This is a genomic window from Helicobacter pylori, from assembly GCF_016755635.1.
Lineage (GTDB): Bacteria > Campylobacterota > Campylobacteria > Campylobacterales > Helicobacteraceae > Helicobacter > Helicobacter pylori_CQ.
Genome location: NZ_CP051500.1, coordinates 1,214,091 through 1,236,522, shown reverse-complemented (window position 1 = coordinate 1,236,522; position 22,432 = coordinate 1,214,091). Strand labels below are relative to the sequence as shown.

General features: G+C 41.2%; 13 protein-coding genes and 1 pseudogene. 11 read left to right on the top strand and 3 right to left on the bottom strand.

What is annotated here, in order from left to right:
* Positions 1-47 precede the first annotated feature (47 nt).
* From rplJ to fusA, 6 genes are all read left to right on the top strand, one after another.
* Positions 48-542, top strand: a complete 495-nt coding sequence (rplJ, locus tag HG567_RS05705; RefSeq protein ID WP_202163732.1) for a 50S ribosomal protein L10 — start codon at positions 48-50, stop codon at positions 540-542.
* 42 nt (positions 543-584) lie between these two features.
* Entirely contained in the window at positions 585-962 is a 378-nt protein-coding gene (gene rplL, locus HG567_RS05700; protein WP_001018228.1) for a 50S ribosomal protein L7/L12, read from the top strand.
* Positions 963-1,185: 223 nt separating this feature from the next.
* A complete protein-coding gene (locus tag HG567_RS05695; RefSeq protein ID WP_202163731.1) occupies positions 1,186-9,858 on the top strand; it encodes a DNA-directed RNA polymerase subunit beta/beta' in 8,673 nt (2,890 codons plus the stop codon).
* Between the two features lie 87 nt (positions 9,859-9,945).
* Positions 9,946-10,353, top strand: a complete 408-nt coding sequence (gene rpsL / locus HG567_RS05690) for a 30S ribosomal protein S12 (protein WP_001142321.1) — start codon at positions 9,946-9,948, stop codon at positions 10,351-10,353.
* A gap of 15 nt (positions 10,354-10,368) precedes the next feature.
* A complete protein-coding gene (rpsG, locus tag HG567_RS05685) occupies positions 10,369-10,836 on the top strand; it encodes a 30S ribosomal protein S7 (RefSeq protein ID WP_001254357.1) in 468 nt (155 codons plus the stop codon).
* An 11-nt stretch (positions 10,837-10,847) separates the two neighbouring features.
* A complete protein-coding gene (gene fusA / locus HG567_RS05680; protein ID WP_197304175.1) occupies positions 10,848-12,926 on the top strand; it encodes an elongation factor G in 2,079 nt (692 codons plus the stop codon).
* Between the two features lie 517 nt (positions 12,927-13,443).
* Here fusA and HG567_RS05675 read toward each other — a convergent pair.
* Positions 13,444-14,433 (bottom strand): aldo/keto reductase, encoded by a 990-nt coding sequence (locus HG567_RS05675; RefSeq protein WP_202139480.1) that lies wholly within the window; start codon positions 14,431-14,433, stop codon positions 13,444-13,446.
* Positions 14,434-14,651: 218 nt separating this feature from the next.
* Here HG567_RS05675 and HG567_RS05670 point away from each other — a divergent pair, with 218 nt between their 5' ends.
* On the top strand, positions 14,652-14,927 hold the full coding sequence (locus HG567_RS05670; protein WP_000744192.1) for a hypothetical protein: 276 nt from the start codon (positions 14,652-14,654) through the stop codon (positions 14,925-14,927).
* Positions 14,928-15,060: 133 nt separating this feature from the next.
* Here HG567_RS05670 and waaF read toward each other — a convergent pair whose 3' ends face one another.
* A complete protein-coding gene (gene waaF, locus HG567_RS05665) occupies positions 15,061-16,110 on the bottom strand; it encodes a lipopolysaccharide heptosyltransferase II (RefSeq protein WP_202139479.1) in 1,050 nt (349 codons plus the stop codon).
* Between the two features lie 61 nt (positions 16,111-16,171).
* Here waaF and hisS point away from each other — a divergent pair, with 61 nt between their 5' ends.
* The 3 genes and pseudogenes from hisS (at position 16,172) to HG567_RS05650 (ending at position 19,929) form a co-directional block, all read left to right on the top strand.
* Positions 16,172-17,500 carry a histidine--tRNA ligase gene (hisS, locus tag HG567_RS05660; protein ID WP_202139478.1) on the top strand — a complete coding sequence of 443 codons (1,329 nt, stop codon included), beginning with the start codon at positions 16,172-16,174 and terminating at the stop codon, positions 17,498-17,500.
* A complete protein-coding gene (asd, locus tag HG567_RS05655; RefSeq protein ID WP_202139477.1) occupies positions 17,487-18,527 on the top strand; it encodes an aspartate-semialdehyde dehydrogenase in 1,041 nt (346 codons plus the stop codon). Before hisS ends, asd begins: the two co-directional genes overlap by 14 nt.
* 430 nt (positions 18,528-18,957) lie before the next feature.
* Positions 18,958-19,929 (top strand): annotated as a pseudogene (locus tag HG567_RS05650) (DUF874 family protein).
* Between the two features lie 239 nt (positions 19,930-20,168).
* Here the strand turns inward: HG567_RS05650 and HG567_RS05645 are convergent.
* Positions 20,169-20,912, bottom strand: a complete 744-nt coding sequence (locus tag HG567_RS05645; RefSeq protein WP_202139476.1) for a carbonic anhydrase — start codon at positions 20,910-20,912, stop codon at positions 20,169-20,171.
* Between the two features lie 271 nt (positions 20,913-21,183).
* On the opposite strand from HG567_RS05645, the gene HG567_RS05640 reads away from it, so the two are divergent.
* Complete coding sequence (locus tag HG567_RS05640; protein ID WP_202139475.1) at positions 21,184-22,359, top strand: sugar transporter; 1,176 nt, start codon at positions 21,184-21,186, stop codon at positions 22,357-22,359.
* The last annotated feature ends 73 nt before the right edge of the window (positions 22,360-22,432 follow it).

Here is a 22,432-nt window from a genome sequence, read left to right as displayed (position 1 = left end):
TTTAAAAAGATAATCTTGCAGAGGTCTAGTCTAGAAAGGAGGAAAAGATGCAAAAACAACATCAAAGGCAGTATAAAGTAGAGCTAGTCGCTAACTTAAAGTCGCAATTTGCAGATGCCAAAGCCCTTTTAATTTGCGATTATAAGGGTCTTAGCGTGAAAAAGTTGGAAGCTTTAAGGAATAAGGCTTGCATTCAAGGCATTAAAGTGCAAGTGATTAAAAACACGCTTGCTCATATTGCCATGAAAGAAGCGGGTTGCGCTGATTTGGATTTGAAAGAAACCAATGTGTTTTTGTGGGGCGATGATCAAATCGCTCTCTCTAAACTCGTGTTTGATTTCCAAAAAGAGCATAAAGATCACTTTGTGTTGAAAGCGGGCTTGTTTGATAAAGAAAGCGTTAGCGTAGCTCATGTGGAAGCGGTTTCAAAACTCCCAAGCAAAGAAGAGCTTATGGGAATGTTGCTTTCTGTTTGGACGGCTCCGGCGCGTTATTTTGTGACCGGTTTAGACAATTTGCGTAAAGCGAAAGAAGAAAACTAAGAGCCTTACGGCTTAATTTAAAAAAATTTGAAGGATTGGATTATGGCAATTTCAAAAGAAGAAGTGTTAGAGTATATTGGTTCATTGAGCGTTTTAGAGCTTTCTGAATTGGTTAAAATGTTTGAGGAAAAATTTGGCGTGAGCGCGACTCCAACGGTCGTAGCCGGTGCGGCTGTAGCCGGTGGTGCAGCGGCTGAGAGCGAAGAAAAAACCGAATTTAATGTGATTTTAGCCGATAGCGGTGCTGAAAAAATTAAGGTGATTAAAGTGGTTCGTGAAATCACCGGGCTTGGCCTGAAAGAAGCTAAAGACGCTACCGAAAAAACCCCTCATGTGCTTAAAGAGGGCGTGAATAAAGAAGAAGCTGAAACCATCAAGAAGAAACTTGAAGAAGTGGGCGCTAAGGTTGAAGTCAAGTAAGACTTAAAGACAGAAAGGCCTTTGCGCCTTTCTCTGCTCTAGCGTGGCAGATGATCTTGCTCCATGATTTTGTTTGTGAGCGTGTGGCCTAAAATGGTTAGTATTGCAGGTGGGTTTTTGGTATTTTTATCATGGATGGTTCTAAAGTTTAAAGATCCTTTTGCAATGCTTACTTGAATTAATGCATTAAATAACTCAAAATTTTTGATTAAAGGCTTGAAATATGTCAAAAAAAATTCCCCTAAAAAACCGCTTGAGAGCTGATTTTACAAAAACCCCAACAGATTTAGAAGTCCCTAATTTATTATTATTGCAACGAGACAGCTATGATTCTTTCTTGTATTCCAAAGAGGGTAAAGAGAGCGGGATTGAAAAGGTTTTTAAATCCATTTTCCCTATCCAAGATGAGCATAACCGCATCACTTTAGAATACGCGGGTTGCGAATTTGGCAAGTCTAAATACACCGTTAGAGAAGCGATGGAGAGGGGCATTACCTACTCTATTCCGCTTAAAATTAAAGTGCGCTTGATCTTGTGGGAAAAAGACACCAAGAGTGGCGAAAAGAACGGCATCAAGGATATTAAAGAACAAAGCATTTTCATTCGTGAGATCCCTTTGATGACAGAACGCACTTCATTTATTATCAATGGGGTGGAGCGCGTGGTGGTCAATCAACTCCACAGAAGCCCCGGTGTGATTTTCAAAGAAGAAGAATCCAGCACTTCTTTAAACAAGCTCATTTACACAGGGCAAATCATCCCTGATAGGGGTTCGTGGCTGTATTTTGAATACGATTCTAAAGATGTTTTATATGCTCGTATCAACAAACGCCGTAAAGTGCCTGTTACTATTTTATTCAGGGCAATGGATTATCAAAGACAAGACATCATCAAAATGTTCTACCCGCTTGTTAAAGTGCGTTATGAAAACGATAAATATTTGATCCCATTTGCCTCATTAGACGCCAATCAAAGAATGGAATTTGACTTGAAAGATCCTCAAGGCAAGGTTATTCTTTTAGCAGGAAAAAAGCTCACTTCAAGAAAGATTAAAGAGCTTAAAGAAAACCATTTGGAATGGGTGGAATACCCTATGGATATTTTACTCAATCGTCATTTAGCTGAGCCTGTTATGGTGGGGAAAGAAGTCTTATTGGACATGCTCACTCAGCTAGATAAAAACAAATTAGAAAAAATCCACGATTTAGGCGTGCAAGAATTTGTGATCATCAACGATCTAGCGTTAGGGCATGACGCTTCCATTATCCATTCTTTTTTGGCCGATTATGAGTCTTTGAAATTGCTCAAGCAAACGGAAAAAATTGATGATGAAAACGCTCTAGCGGCGATTCGTATCCATAAGGTTATGAAACCAGGCGATCCTGTTACGACTGAAGTGGCTAAGCAGTTTGTCAAAAAACTTTTCTTTGACCCTGAACGCTATGATTTGACCATGGTAGGGCGCATGAAAATGAATCACAAGTTGGGCTTGCATGTGCCTGATTACATCACGACTTTAACGCATGAAGATATTATCACCACCGTTAAATACCTCATGAAAATCAAAAACAATCAGGGCAAGATTGATGATAGGGACCACTTAGGCAATCGTAGGATCAGAGCGGTAGGGGAACTATTGGCCAATGAATTGCATTCAGGCTTAGTGAAAATGCAAAAGACCATTAAAGACAAGCTCACTACCATGAGCGGGGCTTTTGATTCGCTCATGCCCCATGACTTGGTCAATTCTAAAATGATCACAAGCACCATCATGGAATTTTTCATGGGCGGTCAGCTCTCGCAATTTATGGATCAAACCAACCCTTTGAGTGAAGTTACGCACAAACGCCGCCTTTCAGCACTCGGTGAAGGGGGGTTGGTGAAAGACAGGGTAGGGTTTGAAGCTAGAGATGTGCACCCCACGCATTATGGCCGAATTTGTCCCATTGAGACCCCAGAAGGTCAAAATATCGGTCTGATCAACACCCTTTCCACTTTCACAAGAGTGAATGATTTAGGCTTTATTGAAGCCCCTTATAAAAAGGTTGTGGATGGCAAAGTGGTGGGCGAGACGATTTATTTGACCGCTATTCAAGAAGACAGCCACATCATCGCTCCCGCAAGCACCCCCATTGATGAAGAGGGTAATATTTTAGGCGATTTGATTGAAACGCGCGTGGAAGGCGAGATCGTTTTAAACGAAAAAAGCAAAGTTACCTTAATGGATTTAAGCTCTAGCATGCTAGTAGGGGTCGCCGCATCGCTCATTCCCTTCTTAGAGCATGATGACGCCAACCGTGCTTTAATGGGGACTAACATGCAGCGCCAAGCCGTGCCTTTGTTAAGAAGCGACGCCCCCATTGTAGGCACAGGGATTGAAAAAATTATCGCTAGGGATTCTTGGGGAGCGATCAAAGCCAATCGCACAGGCGTTGTAGAAAAAGTTGATACTAAAAATATTTACATTTTAGGCGAAGGCAAAGAAGAGGCCTATATTGATGCGTATTCTTTGCAAAAAAACTTGCGCACCAACCAAAACACCAGTTTCAATCAAGTCCCTATCGTTAAAGTGGGCGATAAAGTGGAAGCCGGGCAAATCATCGCTGATGGCCCTAGCATGGATAGAGGCGAGTTAGCGTTAGGGAAAAACGTACGCGTGGCGTTCATGCCTTGGAATGGCTATAACTTTGAAGACGCCATCGTGGTGAGTGAGTGCATCACTAAAGACGATATTTTCACTTCCACCCACATTTATGAAAAAGAAGTGGATGCTAGGGAGCTTAAGCATGGCGCGGAAGAATTTACCGCTGATATTCCTGATGTGAAAGAAGAAGCGCTCGCTCATCTTGATGAAAGCGGGATCGTTAAAGTCGGCACTTATGTGAGCACTGGCATGATTTTAGTGGGCAAGACTTCTCCTAAAGGCGAGATTAAAAGCACGCCTGAAGAAAGGCTCTTAAGGGCGATTTTTGGGGATAAAGCCGGGCATGTGGTCAATAAGAGTTTGTATTGCCCCCCCAGTTTGGAAGGCACGGTGATTGATGTGAAAGTCTTCACTAAAAAAGGCTATGAGAAAGACGCACGCGTTTTGAGCGCGTATGAAGAAGAAAAAGCCAAGCTTGATATGGAGCATTTTGACCGCTTGACCATGCTCAATAGAGAAGAATTGTTGCGCGTTAGCTCGCTCCTTTCTCAAGCGATTTTAGAAGAGCCTTTCAGCCATAATGGCAAGGATTATAAAGAAGGCGATCAAATCCCTAAAGAAGAAATCGCTTCAATCAACCGCTTCACTTTGGCTAGTTTAGTCAAAAAGTATTCTAAAGAAGTGCAAAACCACTATGAAATCACTAAAAACAATTTCTTAGAGCAAAAGAAAGTCTTGGGCGAAGAGCATGAAGAAAAGCTCTCTATTTTAGAAAAAGATGATATTTTGCCTAATGGCGTGATCAAAAAAGTCAAGCTCTATATCGCTACAAAACGAAAGCTTAAAGTGGGCGATAAAATGGCAGGAAGGCATGGGAATAAAGGGATTGTGTCTAATATCGTGCCGGTTGCGGATATGCCTTATACCGCTGATGGCGAGCCTGTGGATATTGTCTTAAACCCTTTGGGCGTGCCAAGCCGCATGAATATTGGGCAGATTTTAGAAATGCATTTAGGCTTAGTAGGGAAAGAGTTTGGGAAACAAATCGCTCGCATGCTAGAGGATAAAACCAAAGATTTTGCCAAAGAATTACGCTCTAAAATGCTAGAAATCGCTAACGCCATTAATGAAAAAGACCCCTTGACAATCCATGTCCTTGAAAATTGTTCTGATGAAGAGCTTTTGGAATACGCCAAAGATTGGAGCAAGGGCGTTAAGATGGCTATCCCTGTGTTTGAAGGCATCTCGCAAGAAAAATTTTACAAGCTATTTGAGTTAGCCAAGATCGCTATGGATGGCAAAATGGATCTGTATGACGGGCGCACAGGCGAAAAAATGAGGGAACGCGTGAATGTGGGCTATATGTATATGATCAAACTCCACCACTTAGTGGATGAAAAAGTCCATGCCAGAAGCACAGGCCCTTATAGCTTGGTAACGCACCAGCCTGTTGGGGGTAAAGCGCTCTTTGGGGGTCAAAGGTTTGGGGAAATGGAAGTGTGGGCGCTAGAAGCTTATGGTGCAGCGCACACTCTCAAAGAAATGCTTACCATTAAATCCGATGATATTAGAGGCAGAGAGAACGCTTATAGGGCTATCGCTAAAGGTGAGCAAGTGGGCGAGAGCGAAATCCCTGAGACTTTCTATGTTTTGACTAAAGAATTGCAATCGCTCGCTTTGGATATTAATATTTTTGGGAACGATGTGGATGAGGACGGAGCGCCTAAACCCATTATGATCAAAGAAGATGACAGGCCTAAAGACTTTAGCTCTTTCCAGCTCACTTTAGCCAGCCCTGAAAAAATCCATTCTTGGAGTTATGGGGAAGTTAAAAAGCCAGAAACGATCAATTATCGCACCCTAAAACCTGAACGGGACGGCTTGTTTTGCATGAAAATCTTTGGCCCTACTAAAGATTATGAATGCTTGTGCGGTAAATACAAAAAGCCTCGCTTCAAAGATATTGGCACATGCGAAAAATGCGGCGTGGCGATCACGCACTCCAAAGTCAGGCGTTTTAGAATGGGGCATATTGAATTGGCCACTCCTGTAGCGCACATCTGGTATGTCAATTCCTTGCCTAGCCGTATCGGCACGCTTTTGGGCGTTAAGATGAAAGATTTAGAGCGCGTGTTGTATTATGAAGCTTATATCGTCAAAGAGCCAGGTGAAGCCGCTTATGACAATGAAGGCACTAAGCTTGTGATGAAATACGATATTTTGAATGAAGAGCAGTATCAAAATATCTCACGAAGATACGAAGACAGGGGCTTTGTGGCGCAAATGGGCGGCGAAGCGATCAAGGATTTGTTAGAAGAAATTGATTTGATCACCTTATTGCAGAGTTTGAAAGAAGAAGTGAAAGACACCAATTCGGATGCGAAAAAGAAAAAACTCATTAAGCGTTTGAAAGTGGTAGAAAGCTTTTTAAATTCTGGTAACAGGCCTGAATGGATGATGCTCACGGTTTTACCGGTATTGCCACCGGATTTAAGGCCTTTAGTCGCACTAGATGGCGGGAAGTTTGCGGTCAGCGATGTGAATGAATTGTATCGTCGTGTTATCAATCGTAACCAACGCTTGAAACGCTTAATGGAGCTTGGAGCGCCAGAAATCATTGTGCGCAATGAAAAAAGGATGTTGCAAGAAGCCGTGGATGTGCTTTTTGATAACGGCCGTAGCACCAATGCGGTTAAAGGGGCTAACAAATGCCCTTTAAAATCGCTCAGTGAAATCATTAAAGGCAAGCAAGGGCGTTTCAGGCAAAACCTTTTAGGTAAGCGCGTGGATTTTTCAGGCAGAAGCGTGATTGTGGTGGGGCCTAATCTCAAAATGGATGAATGCGGGTTGCCTAAAAACATGGCGTTAGAGCTCTTCAAACCGCATTTGTTATCCAAACTTGAAGAGAGAGGCTATGCCACCACGCTCAAACAAGCTAAACGCATGATTGAGCAAAAGAGCAATGAAGTGTGGGAGTGCTTGCAAGAAATCACAGAGGGGTATCCGGTGCTACTCAACCGCGCTCCTACCTTGCACAAGCAATCCATTCAAGCGTTCCATCCAAAGCTGATTGACGGCAAAGCGATCCAATTGCACCCGTTAGTGTGTTCAGCGTTCAACGCCGATTTTGACGGGGACCAAATGGCGGTGCATGTGCCTTTAAGCCAGGAAGCGATCGCTGAATGCAAGGTGCTGATGTTAAGCTCTATGAATATCCTTTTGCCTGCTAGCGGTAAAGCCGTAGCCATTCCTAGCCAGGATATGGTTTTAGGGCTTTATTATCTTTCTTTAGAAAAGAGTGGGGTCAAGGGTGAGCATAAGCTTTTTTCTAGCGTGAATGAAATCATCACCGCTATTGACACGAAAGAATTAGACATCCACGCAAAGATTAGGGTTTTAGATCAAGGGAATATTATCGCTACGAGTGCGGGGCGCATGATCATTAAGTCCATTTTGCCTGATTTTATCCCTACGGATTTGTGGAACAGACCCATGAAGAAAAAAGATATTGGCGTGCTTGTGGATTATGTGCATAAAGTCGGCGGTATCGGCATTACTGCAACCTTTTTGGATAATTTAAAAACGCTTGGCTTTAGGTATGCGACTAAGGCTGGTATTTCTATCTCTATGGAGGATATTATCACGCCAAAAGACAAGCAAAAAATGGTGGAAAAAGCCAAAGTAGAGGTTAAAAAAATCCAGCAACAATACGATCAAGGGTTGCTCACTGACCAAGAGCGTTACAATAAAATCATTGACACTTGGACTGAAGTCAATGACAGAATGAGTAAGGAAATGATGAGCGCTATCGCAAAAGATAAAGAGGGCTTTAACTCTATTTATATGATGGCAGATAGCGGCGCAAGGGGTAGCGCGGCGCAAATCCGTCAGCTTTCAGCGATGAGGGGTCTTATGACAAAGCCGGACGGCAGCATCATTGAAACGCCCATTATTTCTAACTTTAAAGAGGGGTTGAATGTCTTAGAATACTTTAACTCCACGCATGGCGCTAGAAAGGGCTTAGCGGATACAGCGCTAAAAACCGCCAATGCGGGGTATTTGACAAGAAAGCTCATTGATGTTTCGCAAAATGTCAAGGTGGTGTCTGATGATTGCGGCACGCATGAAGGGATTGAAATCACGGATATTGCGGTGGGGAGTGAGCTGATTGAACCTTTAGAAGAGCGTATTTTTGGGCGCGTTTTATTAGAAGATGTGATCGATCCTATTACGAATGAAATCTTGCTTTATGCGGACACTTTGATTGATGAAGAGGGCGCTAAAAAGGTGGTTGAAGCCGGGATTAAATCCATTACGATCCGCACCCCAGTAACTTGTAAAGCGCCAAAGGGCGTGTGCGCGAAATGCTATGGCTTGAATTTAGGCGAAGGCAAGATGAGCTATCCGGGTGAAGCGGTGGGCGTGGTAGCCGCGCAATCTATTGGGGAGCCTGGAACGCAGCTCACTTTAAGGACTTTCCATGTGGGCGGGACAGCGAGCAGGAGTCAGGATGAGCGCGAAATTGTAGCGAGCAAAGAAGGTTTTGTGCGTTTTTACAACCTTAGGACTTACACGAATAAAGAGGGTAAAAACATTATCGCTAACCGCCGTAACGCTTCTATTTTAGTGGTAGAGCCTAAGATTAAAGTGCCTTTTGATGGGGAATTACGCATTGAAACGGTCTATGAAGAAGTCGTTGTGAGCGTGAAAAATGGCGAGCAAGAAGCTAAGTTCGTTTTAAGAAGAAGCGATATTGTCAAGCCGAGCGAATTAGCCGGCGTTGGCGGTAAGATTGAGGGGAAAGTGTATTTGCCTTATGCTAGCGGGCATAAGGTGCATAAGGGGGGAAGTATCGCTGATATTATCCAAGAGGGCTGGAATGTGCCTAATCGTATCCCTTATGCGAGCGAATTGCTGGTTAAAGATAATGACCCTATCGCGCAAGATGTGTATGCCAAAGAAAAAGGCGCAATCAAATACTATGTTTTAGAGGCTAACCATTTGGAGCGCACCCATGGGATCAAAAAGGGCGATATGATGAGCGAAAAAGGCTTGTTTGCCGTGATAGCCGATGATAATGGTAGGGAAGCCGCTCGCCATTATATCGCTAGGGGTTCTGAGATCTTAATTGATGATAATAGTGAAGTGAGCGCTAATAGCGTGATTTCTAAACCCACGACTAACACTTTCAAAACGATTGCCACATGGGATCCTTACAACACCCCTATCATTGCGGATTTTAAAGGTAAGGTGAGTTTTGTGGATGTTATCGCAGGGGTTACGGTCGCTGAAAAAGAAGACGAAAATACCGGTATCACCAGTTTAGTGGTGAACGATTACATCCCAAGCGGGTACAAACCAAGCTTGTTTTTAGAGGGGGTTGATGGCGAAGAGGTGCGTTATTTCCTAGAGCCAAAAACTTCTATCGCCATTAGCGATGGCTCTAGCGTGGAGCAGGCTGAAGTGTTAGCGAAAATCCCTAAAGCGACCGTTAAATCTAAAGACATTACCGGAGGTCTCCCAAGGGTTTCAGAATTGTTTGAAGCGAGAAAACCCAAGCCTAAAGATGTGGCGATCCTTTCTGAAGTTGATGGGATTGTGAGTTTTGGCAAACCCATTCGCAATAAAGAACACATCATCGTAACTTCTAAAGATGGCCGTTCCATGGATTATTTTGTGGATAAAGGCAAGCAAATTTTAGTGCATGCCGATGAATTTGTGCATGCAGGAGAGGCGATGACGGATGGAGTAATTTCAAGCCATGATATTTTAAGGATCAGTGGCGAAAAAGAGCTTTATAAATACATTGTGAGCGAAGTCCAGCAAGTGTATCGCAGGCAGGGGGTAAGCATTGCCGACAAGCACATTGAAATCATTGTCTCTCAAATGCTAAGGCAAGTACGCATTTTAGACAGCGGGGATAGCAAGTTTATTGAAGGGGATTTAGTCAGTAAAAAACTCTTCAAAGAAGAAAACGCTCGTGTGATCGCTTTAAAAGGCGAGCCAGCGATTGCTGAACCGGTGCTTTTAGGGATCACCAGAGCGGCTATTGGGAGTGATAGCATCATTTCAGCGGCCTCTTTCCAAGAAACGACTAAAGTTTTAACAGAAGCCAGTATCGCCATGAAAAAAGACTTTTTAGAGGATTTGAAAGAGAATGTGGTGTTGGGGAGGATGATCCCTGTGGGAACAGGCATGTATAAGAATAAAAAAATCGTGCTAAGAACGCTTGAAGATGGCCCTAAATTTTGACAAAAAAATCGGTTAAGATTTTTAAAAGAAAAATTAGGGTAAAATGGGGGAACTTTTAGTTTTAAATTTTTAGAATAAGGAAAAATAGTGCCTACTATCAATCAGTTGATTAGAAAAGAAAGGAAAAAGGTGGTTAAAAAAACGAAATCACCTGCATTAGTGGAATGCCCTCAAAGAAGAGGGGTTTGTACTAGGGTTTATACGACTACCCCCAAAAAGCCTAACTCGGCTTTAAGAAAGGTCGCTAAGGTCCGTTTGACCAGTAAATTTGAAGTGATCAGTTATATCCCTGGTGAAGGGCATAACTTGCAAGAACACTCCATTGTGTTAGTGCGCGGGGGTAGGGTTAAGGATTTACCCGGTGTGAAATACCACATCGTTCGTGGCGCTTTAGACACTGCAGGGGTCAATAAAAGAACGGTTTCACGCTCTAAATACGGAACTAAAAAAGCTAAAGCAACCGACAAGAAAGCAACAGACAACAAGAAAAAATAAGAGGAAAATAAAAACATGAGAAGAAGAAAAGCACCCGTTAGGGAGGTTTTGGGCGATCCTGTTTATGGGAACAAAGTGGTTACTAAGTTTATCAATAAGATGATGTTCGATGGCAAGAAAAGCGTAGCGGAAAAAATCATCTACAAAGCTTTTAATAAGATTGAAGAAAAAAGCGGTGAAAAAGGGATTGAAGTGTTTGAAAAAGCCCTAGAAAGAGTGCGTCCTTTAGTGGAAGTGCGCAGCAGAAGAGTGGGTGGGGCTACCTATCAAGTGCCGGTAGAAGTGAGAGCGAGCCGCCAGCAGTCGCTATCCATTCGTTGGATTTTAGAAGCGACCAGAAAACGCAATGAAAGAATGATGGTGGATAGATTGGCTAACGAGCTTATGGATGCGGCTAGCGATAAAGGTGCGGCTTTTAAGAAAAAAGAAGATGTGCATAAAATGGCAGAAGCGAATAAAGCATTCGCGCACTATCGTTGGTAATTGGAGTTAGAATGGCTAGAAGAACCCCATTAAATAGGATCAGGAATATCGGTATCGCCGCTCACATTGATGCCGGGAAAACCACCACTTCTGAAAGGATTTTATTCTATACAGGCGTGAGCCATAAGATTGGCGAAGTGCATGACGGCGCGGCGACAATGGATTGGATGGAGCAAGAAAAAGAAAGAGGGATCACGATCACTTCTGCAGCAACGACTTGTTTTTGGAAGGATCACCAAATCAATTTGATTGACACCCCAGGGCATGTGGATTTCACTATTGAAGTGGAACGATCCATGCGCGTGCTAGATGGCGCGGTTTCGGTGTTTTGCTCGGTTGGGGGCGTGCAGCCTCAAAGCGAGACCGTGTGGCGTCAAGCGAATAAATACGGCGTGCCTAGGATTGTTTTTGTCAATAAAATGGATAGGATTGGGGCGAATTTCTATAATGTAGAAAACCAGATTAAGCAACGCTTGAAAGCCAATCCTGTGCCTATTAATATCCCTATTGGGGCTGAAGACACTTTCATTGGTGTGATTGATTTAGTCCAAATGAAAGCGATTGTTTGGAATAATGAAACCATGGGGGCCAAATACGATGTGGAAGAAATCCCTAGCGATTTGTTAGAAAAGGCTAAACAATACCGAGAAAAGCTTGTAGAAGCCGTAGCCGAGCAAGATGAAGCCTTGATGGAAAAGTATTTGGGCGGTGAGGAATTAAGCGTTGAAGAAATCAAAAAAGGCATTAAAACAGGTTGTTTGAACATGAGCCTTATCCCTATGCTTTGTGGTTCTTCTTTTAAAAATAAAGGCGTGCAGACTTTATTAGACGCGGTCATTGATTACTTGCCAGCGCCCACAGAGGTTGTGGATATTAAGGGGATTGATCCAAAAACCGAAGAAGAAGTTTTTGTGAAATCCAGCGATGATGGCGAGTTTGCCGGTTTGGCGTTTAAAATCATGACGGATCCTTTTGTGGGCCAACTCACTTTTGTGCGCGTGTATCGCGGCAAGCTAGAGTCCGGTAGCTATGTGTATAACTCCACCAAAGACAAAAAAGAGCGTGTGGGAAGACTGCTTAAAATGCACTCCAACAAGAGGGAAGACATTAAAGAAGTTTATGCGGGTGAGATTTGTGCGTTTGTGGGCCTGAAAGACACGCTAACTGGGGACACGCTTTGCGATGAGAAAAATGCGGTTGTTTTAGAGAGGATGGAATTTCCTGAGCCGGTCATTCACATCGCTGTGGAGCCTAAAACGAAAGCAGACCAGGAAAAAATGGGCGTAGCGTTAGGCAAGCTCGCTGAAGAAGATCCAAGCTTTAGGGTGATGACTCAAGAAGAAACCGGGCAAACCCTCATTGGCGGTATGGGTGAATTGCACCTAGAAATCATCGTGGATAGATTGAAGAGAGAATTTAAGGTGGAAGCTGAAATCGGTCAGCCGCAAGTCGCCTTTAGAGAGACTATCCGCTCAAGCGTGAGCAAAGAGCATAAATACGCTAAGCAAAGCGGTGGTCGTGGGCAATACGGGCATGTGTTTATCAAGCTTGAGCCTAAAGAGCCTGGCAGTGGGTATGAATTTGTGAATGAAATTTCTGGGGGCGTGATCCCTAAAGAATATATCCCTGCGGTGGATAAGGGTATCCAAGAAGCGATGCAAAATGGCGTTTTGGCAGGCTATCCGGTGGTGGATTTTAAAGTTACCCTTTATGATGGGAGTTACCATGATGTGGATTCTTCAGAAATGGCGTTTAAAATCGCTGGCTCTATGGCGTTTAAAGAAGCGAGTCGCGCGGCTAACCCGGTTTTACTAGAGCCTATGATGAAAGTGGAAGTGGAAGTCCCTGAAGAATACATGGGCGATGTGATTGGCGATTTGAATAGAAGAAGAGGGCAAATCAATTCTATGGACGACCGATTAGGTTTGAAAATCGTGAACGCTTTTGTGCCGTTGGTGGAAATGTTTGGTTATTCTACGGATTTACGATCAGCCACTCAAGGGCGTGGGACTTACTCTATGGAGTTTGATCATTATGGCGAAGTGCCTAGCAATATCGCTAAGGAAATTGTAGAAAAGCGTAAGGGTTGATTTGATTATAACGCTCTCTTGTGAGAGGGTGTTGTAGGCGCTATTAAACTTTTTTCTTTTGGATTTAAAAAGGCTTTTTGAGTGTTTTTATCCCTTTTTATCTCTCTAATTGCCTTTTTTGCTATAAGATTGATTTTTGGCTCTATGTCTTGTCAAATAGGAGTAACTAAAATTTTTTAATTTTTTAAAAAATGGGGTTTTGGTTGCTTCGTTTAATCGTTTTAGATTTTATTTCATGGTGGAATTCGTTTTCTTAAGGGGTTAGGAGGTGTTTTGTAGCAATGCTCTTTAAAAATCCCCTAATTCATAGACCGCCTTACAAGAAATTTTGCTTGACTAACGACAAACTCTTTTGTATTCAATCTCAAAAAACGCTTTTTGGTATTTTTCAAATTTTTATAATCAATTTTTTATTAAAACAAAGCCTTGTTAAAACGCCTTAAAAAGTTTGTCAGGGGGATAAAAACACACTGACCTCTTTTAAAAGAGCCAATGCAATTATAAATACCCAATACTTTTATTGATTCACCATTTCATTGACTCTTTCAGGGTAGCGGGCCCCTTCTATTTTGATTGCAGTCAATTCTTTTTGGAAAATCTCCAATTCTTTTTGACTCCAAGAAACCTGCAAAGCCCCTATATTTTCTATGAGCCTGGATTCTTTGGTGGTGCCAAAGAGAGGGACAATGATTTTTTGCGTGTGTAAAATCCATGAGAGAGCCAGTTGGGCTGGTGTAACGCCTTTAGCGTGTGCATGATCTTGGATTAATTCCACCAAGACGTAATTTTTGGCTAGATTTTCTTGATTAAACCTAGGAGAAACGCTTCTAAAATCCTCACTAGCGAAGGTGGCATTTTTTTCAAATTTCGCGCCTAAAAACCCCTTACCCAAAGGCGAAAAAGCGACAAAGCCAATTTTTTCTTTTTCTAAAAAACCTAAAATCTCTTTTTCAGGTTCGCGCCACCACAAGGAATATTCGCTCTGCAACGCGCTTAAAGGGCAAATTTGATGGGCTTTTTGGATGCTAGATAACCCTGCCTCACTCATCCCCCAAGCTTTAATTTTTCCTTCTTTAATAAGAGCTTGCATAACTTCTGCCACTTCTTCTATGGGCGTGTTAGTATCCAAGCGGTGTTGGTAGTATAAGTCAATGCATTCTACTTTTAAGCGTTTCAAACTCCCTTCAATGGCGCTCTTAATGCGGTTAGGACTGGAGTCTAAAAACATGGTTGCGTATTTGTCATTAGGATCTGCGTAGTAAATCCCAAACTTGCTCGCTACCACAACCTTGTCTTTAAAAGGCTTGATCGCTTCGCCTAAAAGCTTTTCATTATCTTCCCCATAAGCCTCTGCAGTGTCAAAAAAGTTAATACCCAATTCCAAAGCCTTATGGATAAGTTTAACCATCTGCTTTTTATCATGGACTTCCCCATACCCATAAGTCATGCCCATGCACCCTAGAGCTAACGCGCCCACTTTTAAAGGGCCTAAATGACGCTGTTGCATACAAACTCCTTGATTTCACATTGTTTTTTCAGTATAACCGTAATCTTAATTTTTGTCAAACTTTCTAAAACCAAAGATAATTTATCAAGTTTTTTGTATTATAGTTTTTTTAAGGTAGCAAAACCACCAAACCAATCAAAAATTTGATTGGTTTCTATTCGTTTACTTTTGAGAAATATAATTCTCTCGCTTTTAAGATCATCACAAGGAGTTTTCGTATGAAAAAGCAAATCTTGACAGGTGTTTTGTTATCAGTTTTGGCAGTGAGTTCTGCATACGCTCAAAACGACAAAAAAGATGCTAAAAAACCTAAATTTAGCACAGAATTAGTCGTGGCTCACAAAGATAAAAAAGACGCCAAAAAACCTGAGTTAAGCTCTCAATTAGTGGCTCACAAAGATAAAAAAGACGCCAAAAAACCTGAGTTAAGCTCTCAATTAGTGGCTCACAAAGATAAAAAAGACGCCAAAAAACCTAAAAACTCAGTGGCCTAATGGCTTTGTCTCCAAAGAAAGCGTTTTCAAAACGCTTTCTTTAAACTGCTTTGTCGATTCTACTTTTTAAATCTTTTATATATAGAGTGTTATCAATATCGTCGCGTTTTTAAAAAAAGCCCATGAAAGGCGTTTAACCCTCTTCTAAAAGAATGTGAGTGGCTTGAAGGACTTCAAGGGGCGTGATAGATCGCATGCACAAATGGTTTTTTTCATTCTTTAAGGGGCAAACTCGTTTCTTGCAAGGCGAACAGCTTAAATGGTGGTTCAACACAATCGTTTTTTGAGCTTTATAGGGGCGAGTCTCTTTTTCATCAGTGGGGCCAAAAAGAGCGATTAGGGGGGTTTGTGTGCTAGTAGCCACATGCATAGGGCCGCTATCGTTAGTGATGAATAAATCTAAAACAGCGATGCACTCTATCAATTCTTCAATGCTTGTTTTCCCGCACAGATTGTAAGCGTTGTGGGATAATAAGGGGTTTTTTAACAAGCCTTTGATGAGTTTTAAAATTTCTTCAGAAACGATAGTATCTTCTTTAGCCCCAAAAAAATAAATTTCATGCCCTTTTTCTAACAAAGCAGCCGCAACTTCAGCGTAATAAGAAGCTGGCCATCTTTTCGCACTCCCATAGCTTGCGCTAGGGTTAAAGCCGATTTTTTTAGGGGTGTTTGGGGTGTGAGTGGGGAGGTTAAAGGCCAGTTTTAAGGGCAAAACGCTTTTTTTATCCAATTCTTTTTTTAAAAATTGCGAAAATAAAAAGCAATACTTTTCCACTTGATGATAGTCTTTAGGGGCAGAAATTACCGCATGGCTAAGGAACAAAGAACGAAAAAATTGAGCAAAACCGATGCGAATAGGCGTTTTTGTCGCATAGAGCAAAAAAGCGGAATAAAAATGGTTGTTTAAGGTGATCGCTATATCGCAACGCCCTATTTTTTGAGCGAGTTTGTGAGTGGCTAGCAGCCTGAAAAAGGATTTTTTGGTGTCGTCTATAAAAACGGCTTCTATTTTTTCATCTTTTTTGAAAAGTTCGCAAGTGATTTGTGGGCCCACTAAGATAAAATGCGCGTTAGGGTAGTGGTGTTTAAGGGTGTAAAAAAGCGAGCTTGCCATCACCCCATCGCCTAACCAATTAGGCAAACGCAATAAAATACGCATGCGTTTGGGCGCATTTACGCTCATCAATAGCCCTTTTTTAAAGATTTTAAGCTAAAATTTTAGCATACAAATACAAGGAAATGGAATGATTACCCCTAAAGTGTTGAGCGGGTTTAAAGACCGCTTGCCTAAAGATGCGATACAAAAAGCCCAGTTGCTCGCTAAAGTTTCACTCGTGTTTCAAAGTTTTGGTTTTGTGCCGATTGAAACCCCTCATTTGGAATACGCTGAAGTGCTACTACCTGATGCGAGCAGCGATATTCAAAAAGAAATTTATCGTTTTAAAGACCATGGGGATAGGGATGTGGCTTTAAGGTTTGATTTGACCGTGCCATTAGCCCGCTTTGTTTCTTTGCACCACCAAATATTAGGCATGCCCTTTAAACGCTACGCCATAGGCAATGTCTTTAGGGGCGAAAGGGCACAAAAAGGGCGTTATAGGGAATTTACGCAATGCGATTTTGATTTTATAGGGAGCGAGAGCTTGGTGTGCGATGCTGAGATCATTCAAGTGATCATCGCTTCTTTAAAAGCCTTGGATTTAGAAGATTTTTGCGTCTCTATCAACCACAGGAAAATTTTGAACGGGATATGCGAATATTTTGGCATTGCTCAAGTGAATGAAGTGTTGCGCATTGTGGATAAATTAGAAAAAATTGGCTTGAATGGGGTTGAAGAAGAATTAAAAAAAGAGTGCGATTTGAATTCAAACACCATTAAAGAGCTTTTAGAAATGGTTCAAATCAAACAAAACGATTTAAGCCATGCGGAATTTTTTGAAAAAATTGCTTATTTGAAAGACTATAATGAAAATCTAAAAAAAGGCATACAGGATTTAGAAAGGCTATACCAGTTGCTAGGGGATTTGCAAATTTCTCAAAACCTGTATAAAATTGATTTTTCTATCGCTAGGGGCTTAGGGTATTATACAGGGATTGTGTATGAAACCACGCTTAATGACATGAAGTCTTTAGGGAGCGTGTGTTCTGGGGGGCGTTATGATCATTTGACTAAAAATTTTTCTAAAGAAAATTTACAAGGGGTAGGGGCTTCTATTGGGATTGATCGATTGATTGTGGCTTTGAGTGAAATGCAATTATTAGACGAGCGCTCCACCCAAGCCAAAGTCTTAATCGCTTGCATGCATGAAGAGTATTTTTCTTACGCCAACCGCTTAGCGGAGTCTTTAAGGCAAAGCGGGATTTTTAGCGAAGTCTATCCAGAAGCTCAAAAAATCAAAAAACCCTTTTCTTATGCTAACCATAAGGGGCATGAGTTTGTGGCTGTCATTGGCGAAGAAGAATTTAAAAGCGAAACTTTAAGCTTGAAAAACATGCATTCAGGCATGCAGTTGAATTGCTTGAGTTTTTTAAAAGCCCTTGAAATCATTGGAGAAAACGATGAAGACTTATAATGTCGCTATTGTCGGGGCTAGTGGGGCGGTAGGCCAAGAGCTGATTAAAGGTTTAGAAAATTCTTCTTTCCCAATTAAAAAATTTGTCCCGCTCGCTAGCGCTAGGAGCGCTGGTAAAAAGATCAGAGCTTTCAATAAAGACTATGAAATTTTAGAAACCACGCATGAAGTTTTTGAAAAAGAAAAAATAGACATCGCCTTTTTTAGCGCTGGGGGGAGCGTGAGCGAAGAATTTGCTACAAGCGCTTCAAAAACGGCCTTAGTGGTTGATAACACGAGCTTTTTTAGATTGGATAAAAAAGTGCCTTTAGTCGTGCCTGAAATCAACGCTAAAGAAATTTTTAACGCTCCTTTAAATATCATCGCTAACCCTAATTGCTCTACCATTCAAATGACGCAGATTTTAAACCCCTTACACCTTCATTTTAAGATTAAAAGCGTGATTGTTAGCACCTATCAAGCCGTGAGTGGGGCAGGGAATAAGGGCATAGAGAGTTTAAAAAATGAGTTAAAAACCGCTTTAGAATGTTTGGAAAAAGACCCTGCTATTGATTTAAACCAGGTTTTGCGAGCCGGGGCTTTCGCTTATCCGATCGCTTTCAATGCGATCGCTCATATTGATACTTTTAAGGAGAATGGCTACACGAAAGAAGAGCTAAAAATGGTGCATGAAACCCATAAAATCATGGGCGTGGATTTCCCTATCAGCGCGACTTGCGTGCGCGTGCCGGTATTGAGGAGCCATAGCGAGAGTTTGAGTATCGCTTTTGAAAAAGAATTCGATCTCAAAGAAGTCTATGAAGTTTTAAAAAACGCCCCTAGCGTGGTTGTTTGCGATGATCCTAGCCATAATCTTTATCCCACGCCCTTAAAAGCGAGCCACACGGATACCACTTTTATAGGGCGCTTGAGGAAGGATTTGTTTGATAAGAAAACTTTGCATGGCTTTTGCGTGGCGGATCAATTAAGAGTGGGGGCAGCCACCAACGCGCTCAAAATCGCTCTGCATTACATTAAGAACGCTTGATTTTATTCAAAGATAACAAAGATGAATGCGCATGCACTTGAATTAAGGATAAGGATCAATCTAACTCAATCTCTAAAAAAGAGCTTTAAGTTACTGCTTGCGATGTTAAACAAGGGTGTAATTGAATTTCTCAAGGCTTGATTGAGAGAAATGCTAGTATTTGGTAGGTCAAAAGGAATGAAAGGCTTACACTCAAGCAGAGAGTGAATGTTTAGCTAGCGAGTTATTGCCTATTATTCCATTTAAAAGGGTGTGAGTTTAAGGTATAAGGGAAACTTGTATCAAGTTTTGTTGGAATGGATTAGAAAAATCTGATTGGATTGGCCCTTACAATTTTTCAAACCAATCGTTTAATAGCGATTAAATATGGCTATATACACTACAATAATAAGATTTTGAAAAGTGAGATTGTTTTTTTGAAAGGATTTAAATGCCTATTATAAGGGTTTTAGTAATGCTTGCAACAATGATGATGAAATCAGGAAAAACGGCAAAAGAAAAGAAAGTTTTTAAGAATGTGGGAATGTCTATAATGGGGATTGCTTTTTGGGAAGCGATAAAAGACTCGATAAAAAAACAAATTAAAAAAAGCAATTGGATATGCGGGAATGTTAAGACTGCGGATGATTATTTAAAAACGCATCCTAACTCATGGTTTAATTCAGCAATAGGTGTAACAACGATAACAGCCATGCTTATGAATGTGTGTTTTGCTGATGATCAATCCAAAAAGGAAGTGGCTGAAACTCAAAAGGAAGCTGAAAATGCTAGGGATAGAGCAAACAATAGTGGGATAGAACTAGAACAAGAAAAACAAAAGACCATTAAAACACAGAAAGATTTCATTAAATACGTAGAACAAAATTGCCAAGAAAATCATAATCAATTCTTTATTAAAAAAGGAGGAATTAAGGGTGGTATTGCTATAGAAGTAGAAGCTGAATGCAAAACCCCTAAACCCACAAAAACCAATCAAACCCCTATCCAGCCAAAACACCTCCCAAGCTCTAAACAACCCCGCTCTCAAAGAGGATCAAAAACGCAAGAGCTTATAGCTTATTTGCAAAAAGAGCTAGAATCTCTGCCCTATTCGCAAAAAGCTATCGCTAAACAAGTGAATTTTTACAGACCAAGTTCTATCGCTTATTTAGAACTAGACCCTAGAGATTTTAATGTTACAGAAGAATGGCAAAACGAAAATCTAAAAATACGCTCTAAAGCTCAAGCTAAAATGCTTGAAATGAGGGATTTAAAACTAGACCCACAAGCCCACCTTTCAACCTCTCAAAGCCTTTTGTTCGTTCAAAAATATTTGCTGATGTTAATAAAGAAATAGAAGCAGCTGCTAATACTGAAAAAGAAAGTAGAAAAAGCGGGTTATGGTTATAGTAAAAGGATGTAGGCATAAGAAAATAAGAACACCATAAAATCGTTTTTAGCTTATTTATGGTATTTTAAAGACTCTATATTACCCAATTAGAACAGAGCCTTTTTTAAACTCCTTAGTAGGAATCCCAATCGTCTTTAGCGTTTGAGCGTTTCACAAAATACAAGCGGTTGCAATTTTTATGCGGTGTTTCATGAAGAATGATTTTTATACCCCTCTCTTTAAAAAGAGAGAGTTTTTATTTTAGTGGGTCTTTAGCGGGTCTCAGCTGAGCTTTTAATGATCACGGTGTTGTAGTCAGGCTGGACGGGGCGTTGGTTGGGCGAATTTTTCATGCGTTTTTTGATTTCAGCCAATTGTTTAGCAGAGACTTCCAAAGGCTCTTCTATCACAAACCATGCTACCCCCTCTGTGCAAGGAGGAGCGGTGAGAGAGCCGTTAAAATGGTAGTAATTGATAGTTTTAGGCAAGAAAGCGTCTAATGCCACCTCTTTAAGATTCTGTTTCTTTTGAATGCCTTCTAAAATAGGATCAAGATTGGGGTTTTCTTTCCCTTCTTCAAAACCTATCGCTAACACTAACAAACGCCCTTTAGCGTCTTTATGCACGAAATGTGCGCTCAAAGGCCTGGTTTTATTATTGATTAAAAACTCCATAGGGGCGTGGAAATGCACATTATCCAGCACATAATCATGCCCTCTATAATTGATGTGGTTAGTCGGCTCAAACGAAGCCTTTAAAGTGTGGTGGGTGAAAAAGACCGCTTTAGGTTTAGAAGCGGCGTATTTGAATTGCAAATCGGCTTTATCTTGCGTGTGGTAGTAATGCTCAATGTTAATGGGCGATTGGCTTTTACCGCTTTTGCACACTTCAAAATCTTTGTGCAATTTGTCCCAGCGGTGCGGGCCATTTTCTTTATTTTTATAATCCCATTTGGTGTTTTCAGCGCCTATAAGAGAAGCCGTAAGCGCTAAAGCGATCAAAAAAGTTTTTTTCATTTTAATTATCCTTTATTCTAAAATTCTAAAATATTAAAAAGCAATTAATTCTAGCGCTTAATCAACAATGACCGCAGTTACAAAAAACAGATTGGTTAAAAGTTGGAAATGATTTTAAATTCTGTTTTATATGGTAACAACTCCATTAAATTAATGCGCCTATGGAGTGGGAATATTTGTTTTAACCACCCCCCAATTTACAAGCGGTTAAAATTTTTGTCTTATACTTCAAATTTTCAAATTGAATAAAATTTAACCCCTTAAGATTTAAATGATGATTACCAAACAATCGTATCAAAGATTCGCCTTAATGCGGGTTTTTGTGTTTTCGCTTTCGGCGTTTATTTTTAACACCACGGAGTTTGTCCCTGTCGCGCTTCTGTCAGATATTGCGAAAAGTTTTGAAATGGAGAGCGCAACAGTGGGGCTTATGATCACTGCTTATGCATGGGTGGTGTCTCTTGGCTCATTGCCTTTGATGCTGCTTAGCGCTAAGATTGAAAGGAAACGCTTATTGCTTTTTCTTTTCGCCCTTTTTATTGCTAGCCATATCCTTTCAGCGCTAGCATGGAATTTTTGGGTGCTACTCCTTTCTCGTATGGGTATCGCTTTTGCCCACTCTATTTTTTGGTCCATCACGGCTTCTTTAGTCATTCGTGTCGCGCCAAGAAATAAAAAACAACAAGCTTTAGGGTTATTAGCACTAGGGAGTTCGTTAGCGATGATTTTAGGTTTGCCGCTTGGGAGGATCATTGGACAAATCCTGGATTGGCGATCCACTTTTGGCGTGATCGGGGGCGTTGCGACTCTTATAATGCTGCTTATGTGGAAATTGCTCCCGCATTTACCGAGTAGAAACGCCGGCACGCTCGCAAGTGTCCCCATATTAATGAAACGCCCGCTTTTAGTGGGGATTTATTTGCTTGTGATCATGGTTATTTCTGGGCATTTCACCACTTATAGTTATATTGAGCCTTTTATCATTCAAATCAGCCAATTTTCTCCTGACATTACGACGCTAATGCTGTTTGTGTTTGGGTTAGCAGGCATGGCAGGGAGTTTTTTATTCGGCCGTTTGTATGCGAAAAATTCAAGAAAATTTATCGCTTTTGCAATGGTTTTAGTCATTTGCCCGCAACTCTTGCTTTTTATATTTAAAAACTTGGAGTGGGTGATCTTTTTGCAGATTTTCTTATGGGGAATAGGGATCACTTCACTCACTATTGCGTTGCAAATGAGGGTGTTACAGCTCGCCCCAGATGCCACGGATGTCGCGAGCGCGATTTTTTCGGGGAGCTATAATGTGGGGATTGGATCAGGAGCGCTGTTTGGCAGTATTGTGATCCACCAATTAGGGCTAGAATATATTGGCTTTGTGGGTGGGGCTTTAGGTTTGTTGGCGCTGTTTTGGCTTAGATTCATTACGATAAAGTTTAAAAAAACATAAAGAGCGTTAAAAGGATTAGCCCAATAAAGGAAAATCCCTTTTGCGTTAAAAACCATTTTTAAAATTTAATGAT